We start from the raw sequence: 20,410 nt of genomic DNA, 5'->3' as shown, positions 1-20,410 counted from the left end.
ACAGTGGTGTCGTCTTCGTAGTAGGCGCTTTGATTCACAATGGTTTCCTTCACAGTGATTGGCGTTACGGGGTCCGCTCATTCTGAAATGGCGGAGGCACCGCTGGCTTGAGATGTTATCGTAGCATCATGTGGTCATCGATATTTGACCTCCTCAGCATCAGACAAAAGAGCGCAACCCGGGAGCATAATGAACCAATACCCTGACTACTCACTTCTGGAGCTCGCTTCCGTTCGTGAAGGTGATTCCGTAGGCGCCACTCTGGCAAACAGTGTTGCCTACGCTCAACATGCAGAAAAGCTCGGCTTTAAACGGTTCTGGCTGGCAGAACACCACAATATGGAAGGCATCAGCAGCTCCGCCACCTCAGTGCTGATTGGCCACATTGCAGGAAACACCCAAACGATTCGGGTGGCTCTGGTGGTGTCATGCTGCCAAACCATCCGCCACTGGTGATCGCCGAGCAGTTCGGAACACTGGAAAGCATTTACCCGGGCCGCATTGATTTGGGGCTTGGTCGGGCCCCAGGAACCGACCCCATCACGGCTCGCGCGCTGCGCCGCGATGGTATGGGGGCCGAACAATTCCCAGAAGACGTCGCACAGCTTCAGCGCCTGCTCGCACCACTTCAGCCAGGCCAGGCCGTTAAAGCCATCCCAGGTGCCGGCACCAACGTACCTGTGTGGTTGCTAGGGTCAAGCCTTTACAGTGCCCAGCTTGCTGCCATGCGAGGTTTACCCTATTCGTTTGCCGGACACTTCGCCCCGCGCCTGTATCGCGAAGCCATAAAGGTCTATAGAGACAACTTTCAGCCATCGGCGCAACTAAAAGAGCCTTACACCATTTTGGCAGTGCCAGCCGTACCAGCAGATTCAGTAGAAGAGGCCAAGTACCTGGCAACCACCAGCTACCAACGCATCCTCGCACTGTTCCGGGGCCAGGCACTCTGGATGAAACCCCCGGTAGAATCGATGGACGGCCTCTGGACTGCCGGCGAACAAGCAACGGTTAAGGATTTTCTAGGGCTTCAGTTACTTGGCGATGCCGCCGCCCTCAAGCGCCAAATCAACGAGCTACTGGCAAGCGTGGCAGTCGACGAGCTTATGTTCACGATAGACATCTACGACCCCGAAAAGCGCCGACATGCTCTGGATATACTCGACGAAACACGACAAGGCTGACGCACCATGAAAACAAAAACGACGCACGTGTTTCTCTCCCACGGCCTTGAGAGTGGCCCTGGTGGCACCAAAATCCAGGCTCTGAAGGCCTTAGCGGAGACATTTGACAACGTTCAGGCACATGCGATTGACCACCGAAGCAGCAAAGATCCGGCCGTTCGCCTTGCGCAGATGAATGATGCTATTTCTGCCAGTGGAGCTGCCCCGGAAGACATCATCCTTGCAGGCTCCAGTATGGGTGGCTGGGTGTGTGCCCAAGCGAGTGCACAAACACCGGTTTTGGGGTGCTTCCTGCTGGCTCCGGCACTAGCACTGCCAAGCTACCCCCAATCCAGTCCTCGCATACAAGCACAGCACGTACAGATCATTCATGGCTGGGACGACGACGTGGTGCCAGCCATGCCGGTTATCGAACTTGCTCAACAGCAAGCGCTTCCTATTTTGGTGTTGCCCGACGGCCACCGTCTTGCAAAAAGCCTTCACCGGGTCACAAAAGCCTTCGGTGCTTTCCTCTCCGGAACAGGCCTTAATAGCGCAGGCCTTGAAAAGTATTGAACCAAAAAGGTCAATTTCTTGCGAAAGTCGCCAAGTTTTGCCAGTCTTTAATAATGTAACAATAAATATCTGAAAAAAAACGAACGGAGAAAACCGATGAGCAGCATGAGTAAATTCAAGAAACTGGCCGGACTTTCAGCGTTCGCATTTGCAGCAATGACCGCAGCAAACTCAGTAAACGCGGCTAGCTGGCGCTATGCCCACGAAGAATATGAAGGCGATGTACAGGATGTATACGCATACAAATTCAAGGAATACATCGAAGATAACTCCGACCACACCCTCCAAGTGTATCGCTTCGGTGAGCTCGGCGAGTCTGACGACATTATGGAGCAGACCCAGGCGGGCATTTTGAACTTCGTTAATCAGTCGCCAGGCTTTACCGGCGCGCTGATCCCGGAAGCACAGATTTTCTTCATTCCGTATCTGATGCCCACCGACATGGACACGGTCATCAAGTTTTTCCGTGAAAGCAAAGCCATCAACGAAGACTTCCCGAAGCTTTATGCCGATCAGGGATTAGAGCTGCTACAAATGTATCCGGAGGGCGAATTTGTTATCACTCTGGATGAGCCAGTAACGACCCCCGAGGGAATGAAAAACAAGAAGATTCGGGTTATGACCAACCCGCTTCTGTCTGAGACCTATTCTGCTTTCGGTGCGACACCAACGCCGCTGCCCTGGGGTGAAGTTTACGGCGCACTGCAAACCAACATGATCAACGGCCAGGAAAACCCGATCTTCTGGATCGAATCCGGTGGGCTGTATGAAGTATCACCCAACCTGATCTTCACTGGTCACGGCTGGTTCACCACCGCGACGATGGCCAACAAGAATTTCTATGATGGCCTGGCAGATAAAGACAAAGAGCTCGTCCAGGAAGCGGCGGATTACGCCTTTGAGAAGATCATCAAGCACATTGACGGCCTGGCAGATGAAGCCCTCGCTAAAATTCAGGAAAGCAGCGATGAAGTTACCGTCACTCGCCTGAATGAAGAGCAGATTAAAGCCTTCAAGGACAGAGCTCCACAAGTTGAGAAGAAGTTCATTGAAATGGCTGGCCAAGGTGGCCAAGACTTGCTTGATCAGTTTAAGAAAGACCTGAAAGCTGTACAGTAAGACTGATACTGTACTGTGCCTGTCCGCCGGCGCCCGCCGGCGGACACTCTAATGAACTAACCCCGCCCCGCCAAGCATCAACGACCGGTCGGGAGCGACATGATCTGGAGCAGACCCCATGTCCGAGAATTCCCCGGAGTTAGACGACGACACCGGCACATTTGAGTCCGGCCTACCTGGGTTTCTGGGAACCATCGACGGATGGATCGCCAACACCGAGGCCGTCATACTGGCTGCGGGCGTGATTCTGATGGCCATTAATACATGCGTTAATGTTATTGCGCGATTTGTATTTGGAGAAGGCCTTTTCTTCTCCGGTGAGATTAACCGCATCTTGATTATCCTGGTTACCTTCGCAGGTATCGGCTATGCAGCACGCTACGGCCGACACATACGGATGTCCGCGGTTTACGACGCCCTCCCGCCCAAAGGTCGTAAAATACTGATGATCACCATTGCCCTGTTCACTTCTGCGGTAATGTTTTTCCTGTGCTATCACTCGTTCGGTACATAGAAACCCTTTACAGTCGCGGCCGTATTTTGCCCGCACTGGGCTTTGAAATCTGGTGGATTTATGTCTGGGCACCTGTGGGCTTTGCGGTTACCGGCATTCAGTACCTCCTCACGGCCGTCAAGAACTTCACCAGTGAGGGTGTTTATCTCTCCACTGGAGTAATTGATGGTTACGCTGATTCAGAATCGGAAGTCTGATCCGGCTTAAATACCGGGCACGATAAAAAAAGGGCACACCTATGGCGACTATTCTAATGATCATTATGATCGGGCTGCTGCTCCTCGGCTTCCCGATGATGATTCCACTGACAACTGCCGCCGTCGTTGGCTTTGTCATGATGTTCGACGGCTTCGGCCAAATGGGCACGTTTATTCAGCAGATGATGGGGGGTATTCGTCCTGCGTCACTTATTGCGGTGCCCATGTTCATTCTAGCCGCAGACATAATGACCCGCGGCCAGTCCGCAGATCGGCTAATTAACATGGTCATGGCCTTCATCGGCCATATAAAAGGCGGGCTGGCTATCAGTACCGCAACTTCCTGCACGCTTTTCGGTGCAGTTTCTGGCTCCACCCAAGCAACGGTTGTCGCTGTAGGCTCTCCCCTGCGCCCGAAGATGCTCAAGGCCGGCTATTCCGATTCATTTACTCTGGCACTGATCATCAACGCCAGCGACATTGCTTTCCTGATCCCTCCCAGTATCGGCATGATCATTTACGGGGTTATCTCCCAAACCTCCATCGCGGAGCTGTTTATTGCGGGTGTAGGCCCAGGCATCCTGATCCTATTCATGTTCTCGCTCTATTGCCTGTTCTACGCCTATAAAAACAATGTGCCTACAGAACCCAAGGCAACCTGGGGTGAGCGTGCGCTCTCTGTTCGTGATGCCAGTTGGCCACTGTTTTTCCCGGTTATTATCGTTGGCGGCATTTACGGCGGCATATTCAGCCCGACTGAAGCAGCGGCCGTCTGTGTGCTTTATGCGTTCCTGCTGGAATTCATCGTCTTCCGCTCATTGAAGATTGGTGAAATTTACAAGATTGCCAAGTCAACCGGCCTGATTACCGCCGTTGTATTCATACTGGTGGCAGTAGGTAATGGTTTCTCCTGGATCATTTCCTTTGCCCAGATTCCCCAAGCAATTCTGGAGTCTGTGGGTGTTAACGAAGCCGGCCCGGTAGGCGTGCTTATAGCCATCTGTGTGGCGTTCTTTGTTGCCTGTATGTTTGTTGACCCTATTGTTGTCATTCTGGTACTGACTCCGATCTTCGCGCCCGCCATCCAGGCAACAGGGCTGGACCCGGTACTGGTGGGCGTACTCATTACCTTGCAAGTTGCGATCGGCTCGGCAACGCCGCCGTTTGGTTGTGATATTTTTACGGCGATTGCAATCTTCAAACGGCCTTATCTTGAGGTTATTCGCGGCACGCCGCCGTTTATTATCATGCTGATCGCCGCTGCCGGTTTGATTATTGCTTTCCCACAAATTGCCTTGTTCCTGCGTGACCTTGCCTTTGCAGACTGACGCCCAACCGGATCTGGATTTTTAAGGAGAAAATCATGTTCAATAGGATACTGGTGGCGGTGGATGGCTCCAAAACCTCACTCAAGGCTTTGGATAAAGCTATTGAGCTGCAAAAGCTGATGCCCAAGGCGGAGATTTTCATTCTCTGCGTCTACAAGCACCACAGCCTGTTTGAGGCATCACTCTCCATCGGCCGGCCTGCGGATATGGACATCCCAGACAAAGTGCTTTCTGAGTACGCCAAAGGAGTCGTCAATCACGCCAAGGATATGGCAAAAGAACATGGAGCGACCAAGGTGCGCGGCTTTGTGAAAGCCGGGCGCCCCTCGAAAATCATTGTTAAGTTTGCGGAAGATAAGGAAGCGGACTTGATTGTGGTGGGTACCCGAGGCACTCACAGCGACAAGGACGGCCTGCTCCTCGGCAGTGTGTCGCACAGGGTAGCCTCTCAGGCCAAGTGCCCGGTTCTGGTGGTTTAGGCTCTCAATAATACTTACGCCGACCAGGCACTCTGCCGGTCGGCTAAGCTTCTGGAAACACCTCAACTTTGTCGCGGCCGCCTGTTTTAGCGCTGTACAAAGCCTCGTCTGCAAGTTTCAACAACTGTCCCGGCATGCTCGTATTCTCCGGCCAGCTAGCCACTCCGATGGAAATGGTCAGGGGGCCCAGGTTGTTGCCCTCAAACATCACAGCCTCTCTCCGTGTCGCTTCACGCAGCTCTTCTGCGCGCTCTCTGGCGCCGGCGATATCTGAACCTGGCAAAATCACAACAAATTCCTCACCACCGTATCGACATACAATATCGCTGCCACGAAAACGTGATTTCAGTATCGCAGCAAAGGCCTGCAAAGCCGTGTCCCCCGCCTCATGTCCGTGGGTGTCGTTAAAACGTTTAAAATGATCGATATCCACCAGTAGAAGCGATAGCGGCAAACCTTTGCGCAAAGCCACAGCGGTTTCATGCTCAAACAACTGGTCAAAATATCGGCGATTTTTCAGGCCAGTGAGCGCATCTTCGTAGGAATATCGTTGCAGATCTTCCCTAAGCGAAATGCCGGATAGGGTAATCCCGATGCGTTCAGCAGCCAGATTAATGGATGACATAAGCCGAGCGGCACCGTATTCAGTGTGCCCCGACGTGCTAATGCTGTCGCCATCGAGTAACAACAGCCCCTCAAGTGCAGTGCCATGGTTTGCAAACTCAATATTCAGAGGGAAGCACACCAACCCCCGCCAACTCCTGCTTGCAGCTTCAGCATCCTCTATAGACCCCGCGATCAGGCGAATCGGGTCAGGCAGGCTATTGAGCGTTGCAACAAAAGGCGCTAATTCTGGATGCCCGTCGCCATAACCCCAGTGATCAAGGCGCTCATAACCGCCACTGGCTGTTTGTCGGTAAATCATACCCTTGAGCGGGCTGCAGAGTTTTGGCATGGCTTCAACGAGCAACTGGAACGCTTGGTTCAGACTTACACACGCCTGCAGCTCGGCAATAACACCTGCGAATACTTGGATTTTCTCGTTCTCTAGCGACAGCAAACTTGCCCTTGCCTGCTCCCGCTGAAGAAGGATCTCCGTTTTTTCTGTACGCTCGGCCACCTGTTGCTCCAAGGTCACCGTCAACTTCTGCAAGGATTTCTGGGTAACCACGTAGTGCCTTAACGAAATAACAACGACCGCCAGAGAAAACACAAACAAGCCAAGGCTAACTGGCACCGGCCTCCAGGGCAGCACACCGTGAGCCACAGCCATATCGACCACGAGCAGAGCGCCAAAAACTCCGCACACCAGCACAAGCACCTGCTGTTCTCCGGCAAGTGATGATATCCGGGGTATCGTCACTCCGCCCATCACCGTAAGAGATAGCAAAAGCAGCGCATCAAACGGTGGATAGGTGGATGAAAGCTCCACTGCACCGGCTAAGGCTAAACTCAGTGCACACACCGCATAAGCCAGGTGCAGCTTCCAGATTAAGTTGATTGCTGGAGATCGGCGATCGCCCAGCCATTGATCCAGCATTAACCCCATCGCGACAGGCAGCAGGAAGTAACCACCCGCCCCCAGATAGTTCCAGAAGATGGCATTTGGAACAATCAACAGACTGGCCTGGCTTTCGGCGACAAGCATGACGGAGGAAGCCAGTGCAAACAGGGCAACACTGGAAAACGTCTTTCTGCCACCCTGGAGCATAGAAAAAATAAGTGCGAGCAAGGCCACGAGCAAAGAGAAGCCGGCAACAAACAAATCTTCAAAGGAGTTTTTCAGGACATAGAGCATGAGCTCAGAGTTATCCATAAGACTAATCTCGCCCCAAAGACCAATATCCGTATAGCCTGAGTACACGCGAAAGTAGAGTGTCTTGCCCTGGTAATCGGTGGGTAGCGTAATTTTGTGCCAGGGCCAGCCTTCAAACTTGCCGCGCCCATGCTCATCAAAGGTGCCGTACTGGTAAATGTTTTGGCCGTCCAGCCACACCTGCACAATCAGGTCTACGCTCAAGATATAAAGCACAGGCTCGTGAAAATCACCGGCTGGAAGAATCACCCGATACCACACTTGGTCCCGGCCATCACGGCCCGGCGGGTTGGAAGGAAACTTTATAGCGTTCCACTGTTCGGGCTGCAGTGTAGGTGCCCAATCCGGGGTGCCGTCTGCGTTAAAGGGCAGGTCGCCCCACCGATATTCCCAGCCCTCGGTTACAGGCTGCGGGGTTGCTACTGCAGCAACTGGCAAAGATCCGCATAAAATATTAAAGAGAATGATCAGGATTTTCAGAGGATGTGCGAGTAGTGGCACTGGGAACCTGCCATTGGCGACTTTATACAAGCAAGTATAGATCACCGCTACCTTTACGTGTACAAATTAAAGACAGTAGCGTGCATGTACAATACTGCAGAGCCGGGGTGGCCCTGCAGTATTGACCTCAGAGCCCGGACTTCAGCTTTTCCCAATACTTGGCATATACCTGCAAAGCTGCATCCCCAATATCAGTCTGAAACTCGGCATTAACCATGTCCTCTGGTGAGGGGTAGCTGGAGCGATCTCCGGCAACGTCATCACCCAGCATATCCCGCGCCGGTAGTACTGGTGTGGCATAGCCAATGTCCTCGCTGATCAGCGCCGCAATTTCCGGTTGCAGAACAAAGCTGATGAACTGATGAGCCGCTTCCGGGTTTTTTGCATTCTTCGGAATCACAAAACTGTCCAGCCAAGCAATAACACCCTCTTTCGGATACACATATTCCAGTGCTTCCATACTTTCCTTGCCCATAACGGCTTCACCGTTCCAGATCATGCCTACATCCGCCTCGCCTTCAAGGAACGGCATTCGGGGTGCGTCTGAGTTGAACGTGCGAACAGAAGGCATAAGCTCCTTCAGTTTTTCATAAGCTTCTTCAATTTGCTGCGGGTCGGTACTGTTACCGGAATAACCCAGCACGCGCAGACCCATGTGGAAGACTTCGCGCATATCATTGGTCAGGTTCACCCTGCCTTCGAAGCGCTCATCCCAAAGATCCTCCCAAGCGGCAACCGGCTCGCCCTCAATATCAGCGGTATCTACGCCAATGCCCGTTGTCCCCCAGAGATAGGGCACGCTGTACTGGTTTTCCGGATCAATATCCAGGCCGGTAAGTTCTGGATCAAGCTGATCAAAACCGCTGATTTTGCTTCGATCGATAGGCATCAGCAGCCCTTCGTTGCGCATTTTGCTTACATAGTAAGTTGAGGGCACCGCAAGATCGTAAGCAGCGCTCTCGTCCAGCAGCTTGAGCCGGGCGTACATGGCTTCGTTGCTGTCATAGGTGGTGTAAATCACTTTGATGCCGGTTTCGTCCTGAAAGCGTGTCAGCACCTCCTGGGGCATATACTCCGACCAGTTATACAGGTTGAGCACCTGCGGATCGTCGGAACTGCAGCCCGTCAGGCCCAAGGCCAGCAGGCCGGCCAGTGCAAGTTTTTTCATTGTTTGCTCCTTGAAAGAATCCATTGTGACAACATCAGCATCGCCAGAGAGAACACAAGCAACAGAGTGCCCAGCGCGTTTACTTCGGGTTTAAGGCCCACACGCACCATAGAGTAAATGCGCAGAGGAAGAATTTCATAGCTGGGACCGCTCACAAATGTGCTCACCACCACATCGTCCATGGAGAGCGTGAAACCGAGCAACCAGCCCGCCAGCAGCGCCGGCATGATTACCGGGATCAATACGGTACGAGTCATGGTGAAATCGCTGGCGCCAAGATCTCGTGCGGCTTCCGGCAGGCGCTCATCAAAGCCGCTGAGCCGCGCCATAACGGTAATCACCACGAACGGCAGGCAGAAGGTTACGTGCGCCAGCAGCAACGATACATACCCAAGCTTCAAACCCAGCAACAGGAACAAACCCAATAATGAAATAGCCAGCACAATTTCCGGCGACATCATCACCACAAACAGCATGCCATTCAGTACTTTTTTGCCACGGAAACGATAACGATGCAGGGCCAGTGCAGTAAGCGCACCAATACATGTGGACACCGTAGCCGCTGTGAGCGCCAGCCACAGGGAATTCCACATGGCTTGTACCATGGCATGGTTACTGAACAGTGATTCGTACCAGCGCACGCTGAGGCCACCCCAGTTGTAACCCGTCCGTGAGTCGTTAAAGGAAAAAATCACCAGCACCACAATTGGCACGTAAAGCAGCAAGTACACCAGCGCGAGGTAACTACGGGAAAGCCAGCGCACTACGCACCCTCCTCGCCCAGGCGGCGCTTACTCAGGCGGTGGGCAAACATCAGCAGCGCCATAGTAAGGGTCAGCACAATGCTGGCAGCGGCACCAAACGGCCAGTTACGGGCATCCAGAAACTGATTTTTGATCACGTTGCCTACCAGCAGGTTGCGCGAGCCACCCAAAATGTCCGGCACAAAGAACAGCCCCATGGCTGGAAGCAACACCAGCATGACACCCGCCAGCACACCTGGCAGCGTCAACGGCACAATCACATTTTTAAAGGTGGCAAAACGCCCGGCACCCAAATCGTGAGAGGCAAGTAGGACGTCTTGCCGCAGATCTTCAAATACCGAGTAAAGCGGCAGAATCATAAACGGCAACAGCAAGTACACCAGGCCCACAATGACGGCTCCCTCGGTGTACAAAAGCTGTGCTGACTCGTCGATGACTCCGAGAGACATAAGCGCGCTGTTAAGCAAACCGTTGGTGGCCAGGATCAACTTCAGGGCATAAGTGCGCACCAGTGAGTTAGTCCAAAAAGGCACGATCAACAAAAAGATCAGCAGTATTTGACGGCGCTTTTCCACCCGCGACAGCGCCCAGGCAAACGGGTAACCGATCAACAGGCAAACCAGCGTCGTCATGGCAGCCATATACAGAGAGTGAAGAAACACTTCCAGATACAGTGGGTTAAACAGTTGCCGGTAGGCATCCAGGTTTAATGGCAGGGAAATGAAGTTTGCGGGATCCCGCGTCATCACGCTGGCCCCGACCACCAACATATTGGGCGTAAGCACAAGGAAAACCAGCCAACCCCATACCAGCACCAGAACAGCCGCTCGAAACGGCTGTTGCCTAATGCTCTGCATCATCGGCCGCCAGCTCCTCTTCGTCCGTCAATGGCTCGTCGCCTTCTTCCGCCAGTAACCATTCCCAGCCATCCACCCAACTTACGCGCACCCGCTCGCCAATGCTGTAGTCAAACGTCGGATCATCCTCATCAAAGAACTCGCTGGCCATCACATGGCTGCCATCTTCCAGCTCGATAACCGAATCCAGGGTGCTGCCCTTGTAGTTACGCTCCACGATCTTGCCGGCCACACCCTCGGCATCATCCGGCGCCAACACGCGAATATCTTCTGGGCGCAGTAAAACGTGCAGCGACTGATTCATTGCCACGCGAAAAGAGGGTTTGCCCAGCTCTCGGTTTAGTCCGAATACATCCACACTGATGCGCTCACCCTCGATCTTGGTGACACGGCCCGGAAAAAAATTGGTCTGACCCACAAAACGCGCAGTGAACACGTTTTCCGGTCGCTCGTAGACTTCCCGTGGTGTGCCAAGCTGCTGAATATAGCCGTCTTTAAGCACCACAATGCGATCAGACATAGACAACGCCTCTTCCTGATCGTGAGTCACGAATACGAAGGTAATACCCAGCTCCCGCTGCAGGCGCTTGAGCTCAACTTGCATGGTGCGGCGTAGCTTGTAGTCCAATGCCGACAGCGGCTCATCCAGCAGCAGCATCTTGGGCCGCTTCACCACAGCCCGGGCAATCGCAACCCGCTGTTGTTGGCCGCCGGAAAGCTGGTGCGGTTTGCGCCTGGCAAAATCCTCTAGCTGCACCATGGCCAACGCGTCTTCAACCCGTTCGAGGATTTCAGCTTTCGGCCGCTTTTCCATTTTCAGGCCATAGGCCACGTTGTCGAAAACCGACATGTGAGGAAACAGCGCGTAATTTTGAAACACTGTATTGAGTGGCCGGTTCTCTGGCGGGGTTTGTGTGATGTCCACGCCAGACAGAGTAATAGTGCCTTGATCTGGGAGCTCGAACCCCGCCATCATGCGCAAAAGGGTGGTTTTACCACAGCCAGAGGGCCCAAGAAGGGTAATAAACTCGCCATCATCAATCGTGAGGCTGAGTTCATCCAGCACGGTCTTGCCGCTAAACTGCTTGCTGATGCCGCTCAGCGATAGGAGTGTTCTAGTCATCAGCCCTGCCCACAGAATAAGCGGCGTATTTTTTCAGAAAGCACACCATATAAAAAGCGTAGTGCAGGATTTTTGCACCACAATTTCGAGGAATATTTTGCAATGAGTGCACCCTGGCTCTCAAAATCGCCAGGGTGCAGGAGACGCGGGGGTCAGTCGGTAGCAATACTATTCAAGTAGGCCTTATCTGAAATATTGGTCCACTGACGAACCTGCTTCAGATAGTCATGTTGGGAATTGATGATTTCTTTCGCAAGATCATCTTTCTCAGCCGCCTCGGCCAGCAACTTGTTGGTTGCATCGCGCATCGCGTCGATCACTTCCGGCGGGAAGGTTTTGTGGGTCACTTCTGGATAGTCTTCTTTCATGCGATCCCAGGCCACGCCGCTTTCGTGGGTGGTCTGAATGTACATGTCATAAGCTGCTGTGCGCATCGAAATACGCAGGATTGCCTGCAGATCTTTGGGCAGCTTATTCCAGGATTTTTCATTAATCAGGAACTGTACCTCTGCGCCCGGCTCCTGCCAGCCTGAGTAGTAATACTTGGCAATCTGGTGGAAGCCCATGGGAAAGTCGAGAGCCGGCCCTACCCACTCAACCGCATCAACCGTACCGCGTTCAAGTGCGGTGTAAAGCTCGCCGGGGGGCAGGTTGGTAACAGCAACCCCTAGCTCGGCCATAACCTCACCCGCAAACCCGGGGGTGCGCATTTTGAGGCCTTTGAGATCCTCCACGGAATTGATTTCTTTGTTGAACCAACCGCCCATCTGGTTGCCAGTGTTACCACCGGGGAACGAGAGCAAGCCAAATGGTTCATAAACCTTCCGCATCAGCTCCATGCCATCGTCGTGGTAGAACCAGGCATACATTTCCGGAGCAATCAGCCCGAACGGTACGGTGGTGAAATACATCGCGTTGGGAATTGTGCCCTTATAGTAATAAGAAGCAGTGTGGCCCATGTCGTACTGACCATTGCGGACCAAATCAAAAATGCCAAAAGGCGCTTTGTGCTTGTTGGCACTGTCGATTCGGATTTTAAGGCGGCCGCCAGACATTTCTTCGGCCATCTTTGCCATGTTCTCGGTAGTGTCACCAAGAATTGGCGAATTAGGCCCCCAGGTTTGCGCAAGCCGCAACGTATAGTTTTCTGCCGCTACGCCGAGCGAACTAACTGAGAACAACAGCGTCACCGCTGCCATTCTGAACAGGCGAGTCATCATTGTTAGCACCCTTTTATTATATCGTATTATTTTGTCGCATTATTACCGTTGAAACGTCTGCAATACTAGCCCGCCATCAACACCTACGCCAAGAATGCCTGCGAAAAAGTTCTTGGTGTGGCGAGCTCATTCAATGAGTCGTTAAATAAACTGACCGGCCGTCAGACTTTAAACTGGCTCACCAGGTCCCGTAGGCTCTCACCTAACCGAGCCAGTTCCTGGCTGGCTTCGTTAGTCTGGGTAACTCCAGTATCGCTACGCTGAGCCGCTTCAACAATTCGCACTACGTTCTGATTTACTTCTTCCGCAACCTGGCTCTGTTGCTCCGCAGCCGCGGCTATCTGAGTAACTTGTTCGTGGATCTGACCCACTGATTTTTCAATCGTTACCAATGAGCCCGTTGCGTGATTAATACGCTCTACCGTCTCATAGGAGCGTTCGCGGGATCGGTTCATACGCTCAACGGCTGAGCGTGACTCATTCACGAAACCATCAATCATTTCCCGGATCTGGTCTGCCGATTCTGCGCTGCGCTTTGCAAGCTGGCGCACTTCATCCGCTACCACGGAGAACCCACGACCATGGTCACCTGCACGGGCGGCTTCTATCGCCGCGTTCAGTGCAAGAAGGTTGGTTTGTTCGGTAACGGCCTGAATTACATCGAGAACCTTCTGAATATCATCAGACTTTTCAGCCAAGGCATGGATGCTGAGTGCGCTTTCCTGAATCTCGTCAGACAACTTGTTCACCGCAGCCTGGGCATTGGCAATGGTCTCACCGCCTTCCCGGGCCATACGGTCAGCATCTGAAGCAGCGCTTTCAACTTCGTTAGCGTTCCCCGAAATCTGCTGAATGGTCGCTGCCATTTCATTAATCGCGGAGGCAATCTGGTCGGTTTCAGAACCCTGTTCCTGAACCGAGGCGCGTGTTTCATTTGCCACACGGCTCAACTCTTCTGCAGCAGAGGCAACCTGATCCGTTGTTGCGCCCACTTCTCGAATGGTCGACTGAATTTTGATAACAAACGCATTAAAACGATGGCCTAGCTCCGAAAGCTCATCATTGCCTTCTTCCGGCAAACGCTGGCGCAAATCACCGTCGCCATCGGCGATTTCTTGCATCATATCGCTGACGACCTTCAAAGGCTTAGTTACCGTGCGACCAACCAAGACACCGATCAACAACGAGACCACCACAACAACGACCGTGACCAACCCTATAAAGCCTAAGGTCGAGACTATGTTTTCCTCTATCTCAACACGAGCAGCCGCGACCTTCTTATCAATATCAGCAATGTACACGCCGGCACCAACCATCCAGTCCCACCCGGGGATGATGGTGGAATATGACAGCTTAGGTTCTTCGTTTCCGGAGGCTGGATTCATCCAATCGTAGCCGTAGTAGCCACTGGATTCCGCAGCATCAAATAAGTCCCCCACCAGCCGCTTGAGTGTGGGGCTATTGCTTGGCCCTTCTTTGGAGGGATCTGGAGCGTAGGCAAGATTGTATACATCCCGCCTGTAAGCAAAGACGTAATTGGTCTTTTCAAACCGGATAGCACGCAAGCGAGACGCGGCTTGCGCCTTCGCCTCGGCTTCAGACAGTGCGGGATTATTTTTTGCCTCCAGCACCACCGCTTTTGCGGCATCAATCAGGTTTTTCAGACCCGCCTTCCGACCTTCCAGAAGACTCGATTCAAGGCGCTCCAACTCTGCCTCACCGTTGGTCTGGATTTGGCTGACAGAAATCCACGCAACGGTAGCTGCGGTAACAAGTACCGGGATCAGTACAGCCAAAAGCAAGCGGGTTCGTATGCGTAGGTAGTTCATGAAGTTCATTACAGCAGATCCTCGGAAAGGGCGTTGTCCCGATACCCTATCGACCAAATCCGCAATATCTTGAATACGATTTAATTATTATTCTGTCGAAAGTCAGCGCCGGCCCCTTCGTCACACTTTCTGCAGTCGAGCTCGAAACCAAGCATAGAGCGCCGCCCCTGCTCAGTGGTGACCCAAGGCCGATTTACCCAAGGCGGGGTGTGGCGCACGTGCTGGTTATGACCACAGGCCAGTCGAGCGACCCAGTGATCCTCTTCATCTTTGTGATATCCCGTGATCGGCTGTTTCATAATGCCCAAATTAACTGACCAGGCTGCGGATGAAAATCGCAGGTCGCACCGGAAGTCCTGCCAGGTGCCTAAGCAGGTTCCACTTCAAACGCTCCACACGCCCCGGCCAGTTGGCGGGCAAGCTGATTTCCATCATCAGGTTCGGGCCAACCTTGGCCATTTTCACTTGCTCCGGAACAATACCTACAGAACTCAGCGCTTCATGAATTTCGTCTGTAAACTCCGCTGAGGGTGCGGCCAACATCAGTTCCCGCACTGCGCCAATGGTCATTTTTACCGGCACGAGTATGAAATAGGCGGAAATGACTAGCATCATCATGGGGTCTGCATATACTGCCCAGGCCGACCAAGCGCTTTGTTCCAACCACCAGGCGGCGCCAAACCCTATCAACACGGCAGCGCTGAGCACCGTATCCATAAACCACTGGCTCTGCTCAGCAACGACCAGCCTGAAGATTTTCCTCGCTCGACCCATTTCAGGTACAGCCATACGGCCACACAGCCCACCACACTTACCGCGGCAAATATCAGCGCTTTGTCTGCACTTACCGCCCGCCCACCTTCAAGCAGCGCAGCAATAGCTGAGGCCAAGGACAGCACACATACCATGGTTATCACGAGCCCTTTCACGGCAATCACCAGCGGCTCAACCGCACCGCGGCCAAATGGATACTCTGCACTAGCCGGGCGACGCACTAGCCGCGCCGCATATAAGGATAAAAGCGACAGCAACAGGCTTACCAGCGAATAAGCACCGTCAAACAAAATAACCAATGAATCAATCCATAAACCCCAAGTAATACCCGCCAGCGCAAACAGGCCGGCCGCTACCGCAGACAAACTCAGCGCCATATTTTCCCGCGCTATCAACTTAAACATTTTGATCTCCCATGAATTACCGACATATTATCGCTGTACACTAGGCAGCGTGAGTCGGTGACCGACGGAAAAACCGTCACCAGAAGGGGGATTTGTTGAAAACATCACAGGTACAAGTATTCCTGGCCGTGGTGCGCAACGGCACCATTGCCGCAGCAGCCCGCGAGCTAAACCGGAGCCGTACGACCATAAGCACTGCCCTGGCAGCACTGGAAGATCAGCTTGGAGTGACATTGTTCGAGCGCAGCGGCAATCAGCTTCAATTGACCACCATTGGCCATGCCATCGTTACGGATTGCAGGCGGTTTGATCAGGTAGCCGGGCAGATTTTTGCACGCTGCCAGCATCATCTTAGCGGTGCAGAGTCAGTTTTGCGTATAGCAAGAGACGACTCGATTCCGGAACCCGTGTGGCGTGACCTTCTGCGACGGCTCAAAATTCGCTTTCCGCAGACCAGCCTTTCCGTATACCTGGCCACTCCCCGGGAGCTGCCACCGCTGGTCAAAAACCAGTCCGTTGATGTGGCTTACGGCTTGATGCCTGAGCTGTTAAACGAGGGCTATCAATGGTTCCGGGAACTTGCAGATGTGCGCATGCTCACGGTTGCCGCACCGGATCACCCGCTGAGCCAACTTAAACGGGTAACTCAGGACGACCTCATTAGCTACACAGAGGTCACACTCGCGTTTATGGAGAACGACCGACTGGAAGCCGAGTCCCCAGAAACCGCCAACTTCCTGGCATTTACCCAATACGAGCTGATACGAGACGCCGTTATTGATGGTGCCGGCTGGGCAGACCTTCCTCTGCCCTTAATAGCAGATGCCCTGACCCAAGGCACACTTAAGGTTATTCACCATCGCAGCGCCAAATGGTGGAAAGTGTTCAGCGCGCTGGAGTCGGAGCAAGCACAAGCTGGCGCCGTGGTGGGCTGGCTGGCGGAGGAGCTGGAGCAGTACCTGGAATCGATAGAATAAACGTTACGATGGCACCGGCTTGGCGCGCTCTACCCACGCCGACCAGGAATAGAGCCCCAGGGCTACCCAAATCATCACAAAGCTTGTCAGCTTTTCGGTGCTCAGAGGCTCGCTGAATACCAGCAAAGCAATCAAAAACTGGATAGTAGGGTTAATGTACATAAGGAAGCCGACAGTCGACAGGCGCAACCTTCGGGCGGCACCGGCAAAAGCCAGCAAGGGAATAGCCGTTACGATCCCGCTAGAAAGCAGAAGCAGGGTGGTTCCTGTATCGGCTGAAAAATGAGAAGCCCCAGCGTAGCTCAAGGCAGCCAACGCCAGAATACCCACAGGCAACAAGAGCAGCGTTTCCACAAACAGGCCCGAAAGTCCGTCTAGCGCAACCTGCTTGCGAAGCAACCCATAGGTGCCAAAACTAAAAGCCAGTACCAATGTAATCCATGGCACCACGCCCAGAAGGAAGAGCTGGTAGAGAATGGCGATGGCTGCCAACGCCACAGCCACAACCTGCAACCGGGAGATGCTCTCTTTAAGTACCAGCATACCCAGCCCCACATTCACCAGGGGCGTCAGGAAGTAACCAAGGCTGGCCTGTAGCACTTGCCGGCTTTCCACCGCGTAAATATACACACCCCAGTTCACTGCAATAAGCACCGCACAACCGAGAACAAACCCGAGCTTTTTGGGGCGAGCCAACGCTGTTTTAACCGGCTGCCAGCGCTTCAAAAAGGTAATAATAATTGCCAGGAAAACGCAGGACCAGAGCACCCGGTGAGTCACCACCTCCCAAGCAGGCACGCCTTCAAACAGTGCGAAGTAAAGCGGGAAGCAGCCCCACATAGTATACGCAGCAAGGCCGTATGCAACGCCCTTGCTGGTTTCCTGCTCGGCCATACCAATAGCTTCCTTATTAAATGGTGGTGTTGAATTTAACACATCTGATAGGTGACGCACCTTGGTAATATGTCTTAATCTGGCCGAACACCCATATAGCTCGGAGAACCTGTTATGAAAACAGCCCAGGATTTCGTTACCCAAGCCAAGCAGAAAATTCAGGAAATACCCCTGAAAGAAGCCGACAGCGCAATTCAGGCCGCGGATTTGCTATTGGATGTTCGTGATGGAGACGAATTCCGGCAGAGCCATATTCCCCACGCCACAAATATTTCCCGGGGCATGCTGGAATTCAAGTTTAGCAATGATCCAGCGCTGGCGAACCGGGATATGAAAATCGTGGTTTACTGCAAAACATCAGGCCGCGCGGCACTGAGCACAATAGCCCTGCAGGAAATGGGTTATCTACACGTGCAATCGATTGAAGGCGGGTTCGATGCCTGGCAGGAAGCCGGTAAGCCTATCGTCAAACCGGACCTGCCTTCGTTCAAGTAATCGTAGCGAGACACCCACAAGGGTCATTTAAGAGGCACTAGGGCCGCCGTGTAACCGCCATGGTCAAGCGGGAAATACAGGTGGTCTTGCCCTCCTCGTTTGCCATGCGAATCTCCCACACTTGGGTTGCACTGCCAATATGGATAGGTTTGGCTGTTCCGTATACCCAGCCCTTGGTGACGGGGCGGATGTGGTTGGCATTAATTTCCAGGCCGACCGCAACGGTATCCGGGTCCTTGAGGCAGCAATTGGCGGCCATGCTGCCTAGCGTCTCTGCCAAAAGCACCGATGCACCCCCATGGAGAATGCCAAAAGGCTGCACCGTGCGCTCATCTACCGGCATACGGCCTGTTACGTAATCATCGCCGATTTCGGTGTACTCAATGCCGAGGTGGCTGACTGCTGTGTTAGCACTGGCTTCGGCCAGATGCTCAAGATCCGGTGTGCGGGTCCAAATTGCCATACTGATAAAACTCTCTAGTTGGTTGGGGAATCCATCTCCAGGGCGCTAAGGCCGAAGAGACAAGTAGCGGGCCGTGTATTCACTGATAAGCTCGTCCAGGCGGCCTGAATTAGTCAGTGTATACAGGCGGTCTGCAATGCGTTCACGGAGTTCAAACGTGTTGCACTTCGAATTCTTGGAGAACGTAAAGAACAACCCTTCGTTGCTGACAGGCACATCCAGGGCAATAAACTTTTCTGCTAACCCCAGGCGCTGAAGTTTTACCTGCCCCTGTAATCGCTCATACAAAACGTAATCCACACGCCCGGCAAGCGCCATTGCAAAAGACTGCTCTATGGTCCGCACACCGACTATCTGCAAGTGCTTTTCCGCATATCGGTCAAAACCCTGCCCAAAGCTGTTGTTGATCAGCGTGGCGCCCTGCTTGCCCTGCAAATCTGGCCAGTGGCGATATTCGAAGACCTGGTCTTTGGGCACCCAAACTGACGCAGGAGCGCGCGTAAAAGGCGGCAACAGATAGTCCATGTATCGGATGCGCTCCGATGTAATGAAAGCACCGGCAATCATATCCAGCTCGCCGACTCTTGCATGACGCTGAACCCGTGCCCAGGAGCCAAGGCTTTGAATCTCAAGCTTCATCCCAAGAGGTTCAAAAATCTCCGCCAGCAGTGCCGTGGCGGCACCTGTCAGATGCTCCGGATTTAGGGGGTCTTCCCAGAGAAGCGGAGGATACTCCGGGTTGCCGCTCACGGTCAGCGTTTCGCAGGAGGGCTCAGCTGCTCCGGATTTACAGAAAATCATCAGTGCCAGCAAAACAGCAATCAATACTCGCATTGTTTGTTACCTTTTTACGCCTTTGTAAATCATAACCAGCAGCGCACTGAACACAAAGTATAGACGTTCTCAGGTCCGAGCACGGCCAGGCTGCGTAAAAGTCGCGAGTCACGGCGGTTGAATTAATACGTTAGCAACACAAGACACAGAAGCAGGTCTGGTAAAAACAGGTGACTCTCACTTCACAACCAAAAGGACAGGCACTATGAATATACTCATGGTACTTACTTCACACGATCAGATGGGCGACACCGGGCACAAGACCGGGTTCTGGCTGGAAGAATTCACAGCGCCCTATTACGTATTCCGCGATGCCGGTGCAGCCATCACCATCGCGTCGCCAAAGGGCGGAAAGCCCCCCGTCGACCCCAACAGCGAAGCCGACGAAGCCTTAACCGACACCACTCGCCGCTTTCAGGAAGACGCCCACGCCAAGGAAGCACTTGCCAGCACGAAAAAGCTGAACGATGTTGATATGAACGGGTTTGATGCTGTCTTCTACCCTGGCGGTCACGGCCCAATGTGGGATCTGGTTAACGACGACAAATCCGTTGCCCTCATCAAAGCAGCCTATGAGCAAGGCAAGGTTATTGGCGCTGTCTGCCACGCACCGGCTGTGTTCAAGAATGTGGAAATCAAACCCGGCCAAAACCTGGTTGGTGGTCGCGAGGTAACCGGCTTCAGCAACAGCGAAGAGGAAGCTGTTGGTCTTGCAGCGGTCGTACCTTTCCTGCTGGAAGACATGTTGAAAGAAAACACCGCAACCTACTCCAAAGGAGATGACTGGGCGCCGCACATTGTTGTCGATGGCAAACTGATTACTGGCCAAAACCCGGCTTCATCTGAAGGTGCTGCCAAGGCAGTGGTGCAGATGCTTCAGCAAGGTTAACTACATGAGGCTGCGGCAGATGAAAAGCT

General features: G+C 53.2%; 20 protein-coding genes and 2 pseudogenes. 9 read left to right on the top strand and 13 right to left on the bottom strand.

Annotation, left to right across the window (positions count from 1 at the left end; all coding sequences use genetic code 11):
* Window positions 1-261: 261 nt before the first annotated feature.
* From BCA33_RS05175 to BCA33_RS05150, 6 genes and pseudogenes are all read left to right on the top strand, one after another.
* Window positions 262-1,181 (top strand): annotated as a pseudogene (locus BCA33_RS05175) (LLM class flavin-dependent oxidoreductase).
* Between the two features lie 6 nt (window positions 1,182-1,187).
* Complete coding sequence (locus BCA33_RS05170) at window positions 1,188-1,736, top strand: YqiA/YcfP family alpha/beta fold hydrolase (protein WP_071263936.1); 549 nt, start codon at window positions 1,188-1,190, stop codon at window positions 1,734-1,736.
* A gap of 96 nt (window positions 1,737-1,832) precedes the next feature.
* Window positions 1,833-2,855, top strand: a complete 1,023-nt coding sequence (dctP, locus tag BCA33_RS05165; RefSeq protein ID WP_071263935.1) for a TRAP transporter substrate-binding protein DctP — start codon at window positions 1,833-1,835, stop codon at window positions 2,853-2,855.
* 118 nt (window positions 2,856-2,973) lie between these two features.
* A pseudogene (locus BCA33_RS05160) lies at window positions 2,974-3,566 on the top strand (TRAP transporter small permease).
* A gap of 41 nt (window positions 3,567-3,607) precedes the next feature.
* A complete protein-coding gene (locus tag BCA33_RS05155) occupies window positions 3,608-4,894 on the top strand; it encodes a TRAP transporter large permease (RefSeq protein ID WP_071263933.1) in 1,287 nt (428 codons plus the stop codon).
* Window positions 4,895-4,929: 35 nt separating this feature from the next.
* On the top strand, window positions 4,930-5,373 hold the full coding sequence (locus tag BCA33_RS05150) for a universal stress protein (protein ID WP_071263931.1): 444 nt from the start codon (window positions 4,930-4,932) through the stop codon (window positions 5,371-5,373).
* A gap of 43 nt (window positions 5,374-5,416) precedes the next feature.
* On the opposite strand, the gene BCA33_RS05145 is transcribed toward BCA33_RS05150, so the two are convergent.
* The 10 genes from BCA33_RS05145 to BCA33_RS21380 all read right to left on the bottom strand — a co-directional run bounded on the left by BCA33_RS05145 (window position 5,417) and on the right by BCA33_RS21380 (window position 15,829).
* Window positions 5,417-7,690 carry a diguanylate cyclase gene (locus BCA33_RS05145; RefSeq protein WP_071263929.1) on the bottom strand — a complete coding sequence of 758 codons (2,274 nt, stop codon included), beginning with the start codon at window positions 7,688-7,690 and terminating at the stop codon, window positions 5,417-5,419.
* A 127-nt stretch (window positions 7,691-7,817) separates the two neighbouring features.
* Window positions 7,818-8,858, bottom strand: coding sequence for an extracellular solute-binding protein (locus tag BCA33_RS05140; protein WP_071263927.1), 1,041 nt, complete (start codon window positions 8,856-8,858; stop codon window positions 7,818-7,820).
* The gene (gene potC, locus BCA33_RS05135) at window positions 8,855-9,622 is read right to left on the bottom strand and encodes a spermidine/putrescine ABC transporter permease PotC (protein ID WP_071263925.1); all 768 of its coding nucleotides are present in this window, start codon (window positions 9,620-9,622) and stop codon (window positions 8,855-8,857) included. Before potC ends, BCA33_RS05140 begins: the two co-directional genes overlap by 4 nt.
* The gene (gene potB, locus BCA33_RS05130; RefSeq protein ID WP_071263923.1) at window positions 9,622-10,482 is read right to left on the bottom strand and encodes a spermidine/putrescine ABC transporter permease PotB; all 861 of its coding nucleotides are present in this window, start codon (window positions 10,480-10,482) and stop codon (window positions 9,622-9,624) included. The genes potC and potB overlap by 1 nt, the downstream gene beginning before the upstream one ends.
* Window positions 10,466-11,602 carry a spermidine/putrescine ABC transporter ATP-binding protein PotA gene (potA, locus tag BCA33_RS05125; protein WP_071263921.1) on the bottom strand — a complete coding sequence of 379 codons (1,137 nt, stop codon included), beginning with the start codon at window positions 11,600-11,602 and terminating at the stop codon, window positions 10,466-10,468. The genes potB and potA overlap by 17 nt, the downstream gene beginning before the upstream one ends.
* Window positions 11,603-11,754: 152 nt before the next feature.
* Window positions 11,755-12,819, bottom strand: a complete 1,065-nt coding sequence (locus BCA33_RS05120; protein ID WP_071263954.1) for a TRAP transporter substrate-binding protein — start codon at window positions 12,817-12,819, stop codon at window positions 11,755-11,757.
* 164 nt (window positions 12,820-12,983) lie between these two features.
* Window positions 12,984-14,660: a methyl-accepting chemotaxis protein gene (locus BCA33_RS05115; protein ID WP_071263919.1), complete on the bottom strand. Its 1,677-nt coding sequence runs from the start codon at window positions 14,658-14,660 to the stop codon at window positions 12,984-12,986.
* A 71-nt stretch (window positions 14,661-14,731) separates the two neighbouring features.
* Entirely contained in the window at window positions 14,732-14,950 is a 219-nt protein-coding gene (locus BCA33_RS19670) for a DUF3565 domain-containing protein (RefSeq protein WP_083394637.1), read from the bottom strand.
* A gap of 10 nt (window positions 14,951-14,960) precedes the next feature.
* Window positions 14,961-15,368: a hypothetical protein gene (locus BCA33_RS21385; RefSeq protein ID WP_254774198.1), complete on the bottom strand. Its 408-nt coding sequence runs from the start codon at window positions 15,366-15,368 to the stop codon at window positions 14,961-14,963.
* Window positions 15,338-15,829 (bottom strand): cation transporter, encoded by a 492-nt coding sequence (locus tag BCA33_RS21380; protein ID WP_254774197.1) that lies wholly within the window; start codon window positions 15,827-15,829, stop codon window positions 15,338-15,340. Before BCA33_RS21380 ends, BCA33_RS21385 begins: the two co-directional genes overlap by 31 nt.
* A 95-nt stretch (window positions 15,830-15,924) precedes the next feature.
* Here BCA33_RS21380 and BCA33_RS05105 point away from each other — a divergent pair, with 95 nt between their 5' ends.
* The gene (locus BCA33_RS05105) at window positions 15,925-16,806 is read left to right on the top strand and encodes a LysR family transcriptional regulator (protein WP_071263917.1); all 882 of its coding nucleotides are present in this window, start codon (window positions 15,925-15,927) and stop codon (window positions 16,804-16,806) included.
* Between the two features lie 3 nt (window positions 16,807-16,809).
* Here the strand turns inward: BCA33_RS05105 and rarD are convergent, their stop codons facing one another.
* Window positions 16,810-17,700, bottom strand: coding sequence for an EamA family transporter RarD (rarD, locus tag BCA33_RS05100; protein ID WP_071263915.1), 891 nt, complete (start codon window positions 17,698-17,700; stop codon window positions 16,810-16,812).
* A gap of 114 nt (window positions 17,701-17,814) precedes the next feature.
* Between rarD and BCA33_RS05095 the strand changes: the two genes are divergently transcribed.
* Window positions 17,815-18,195 carry a rhodanese-like domain-containing protein gene (locus BCA33_RS05095; RefSeq protein ID WP_071263913.1) on the top strand — a complete coding sequence of 127 codons (381 nt, stop codon included), beginning with the start codon at window positions 17,815-17,817 and terminating at the stop codon, window positions 18,193-18,195.
* Between the two features lie 37 nt (window positions 18,196-18,232).
* Here BCA33_RS05095 and BCA33_RS05090 read toward each other — a convergent pair whose 3' ends face one another.
* Both BCA33_RS05090 and BCA33_RS05085 read right to left on the bottom strand, forming a co-directional pair.
* Window positions 18,233-18,658, bottom strand: coding sequence for a hotdog fold thioesterase (locus BCA33_RS05090; protein ID WP_071263911.1), 426 nt, complete (start codon window positions 18,656-18,658; stop codon window positions 18,233-18,235).
* A gap of 45 nt (window positions 18,659-18,703) precedes the next feature.
* Window positions 18,704-19,492 (bottom strand): ABC transporter substrate-binding protein, encoded by a 789-nt coding sequence (locus BCA33_RS05085; RefSeq protein ID WP_254774196.1) that lies wholly within the window; start codon window positions 19,490-19,492, stop codon window positions 18,704-18,706.
* Between the two features lie 205 nt (window positions 19,493-19,697).
* Between BCA33_RS05085 and BCA33_RS05080 the strand changes: the two genes are divergently transcribed.
* Window positions 19,698-20,381, top strand: a complete 684-nt coding sequence (locus BCA33_RS05080) for a type 1 glutamine amidotransferase domain-containing protein (RefSeq protein WP_071263909.1) — start codon at window positions 19,698-19,700, stop codon at window positions 20,379-20,381.
* Window positions 20,382-20,410 lie beyond the last annotated feature (29 nt).

Source organism: Marinobacter sp. AC-23, assembly GCF_001858325.1.
In the GTDB taxonomy this organism is placed as follows: Bacteria; Pseudomonadota; Gammaproteobacteria; order Pseudomonadales; family Oleiphilaceae; genus Marinobacter.
Note: the sequence above shows the minus strand (reverse complement) of the source record. Positions and strands in the feature narration are given on the sequence as shown.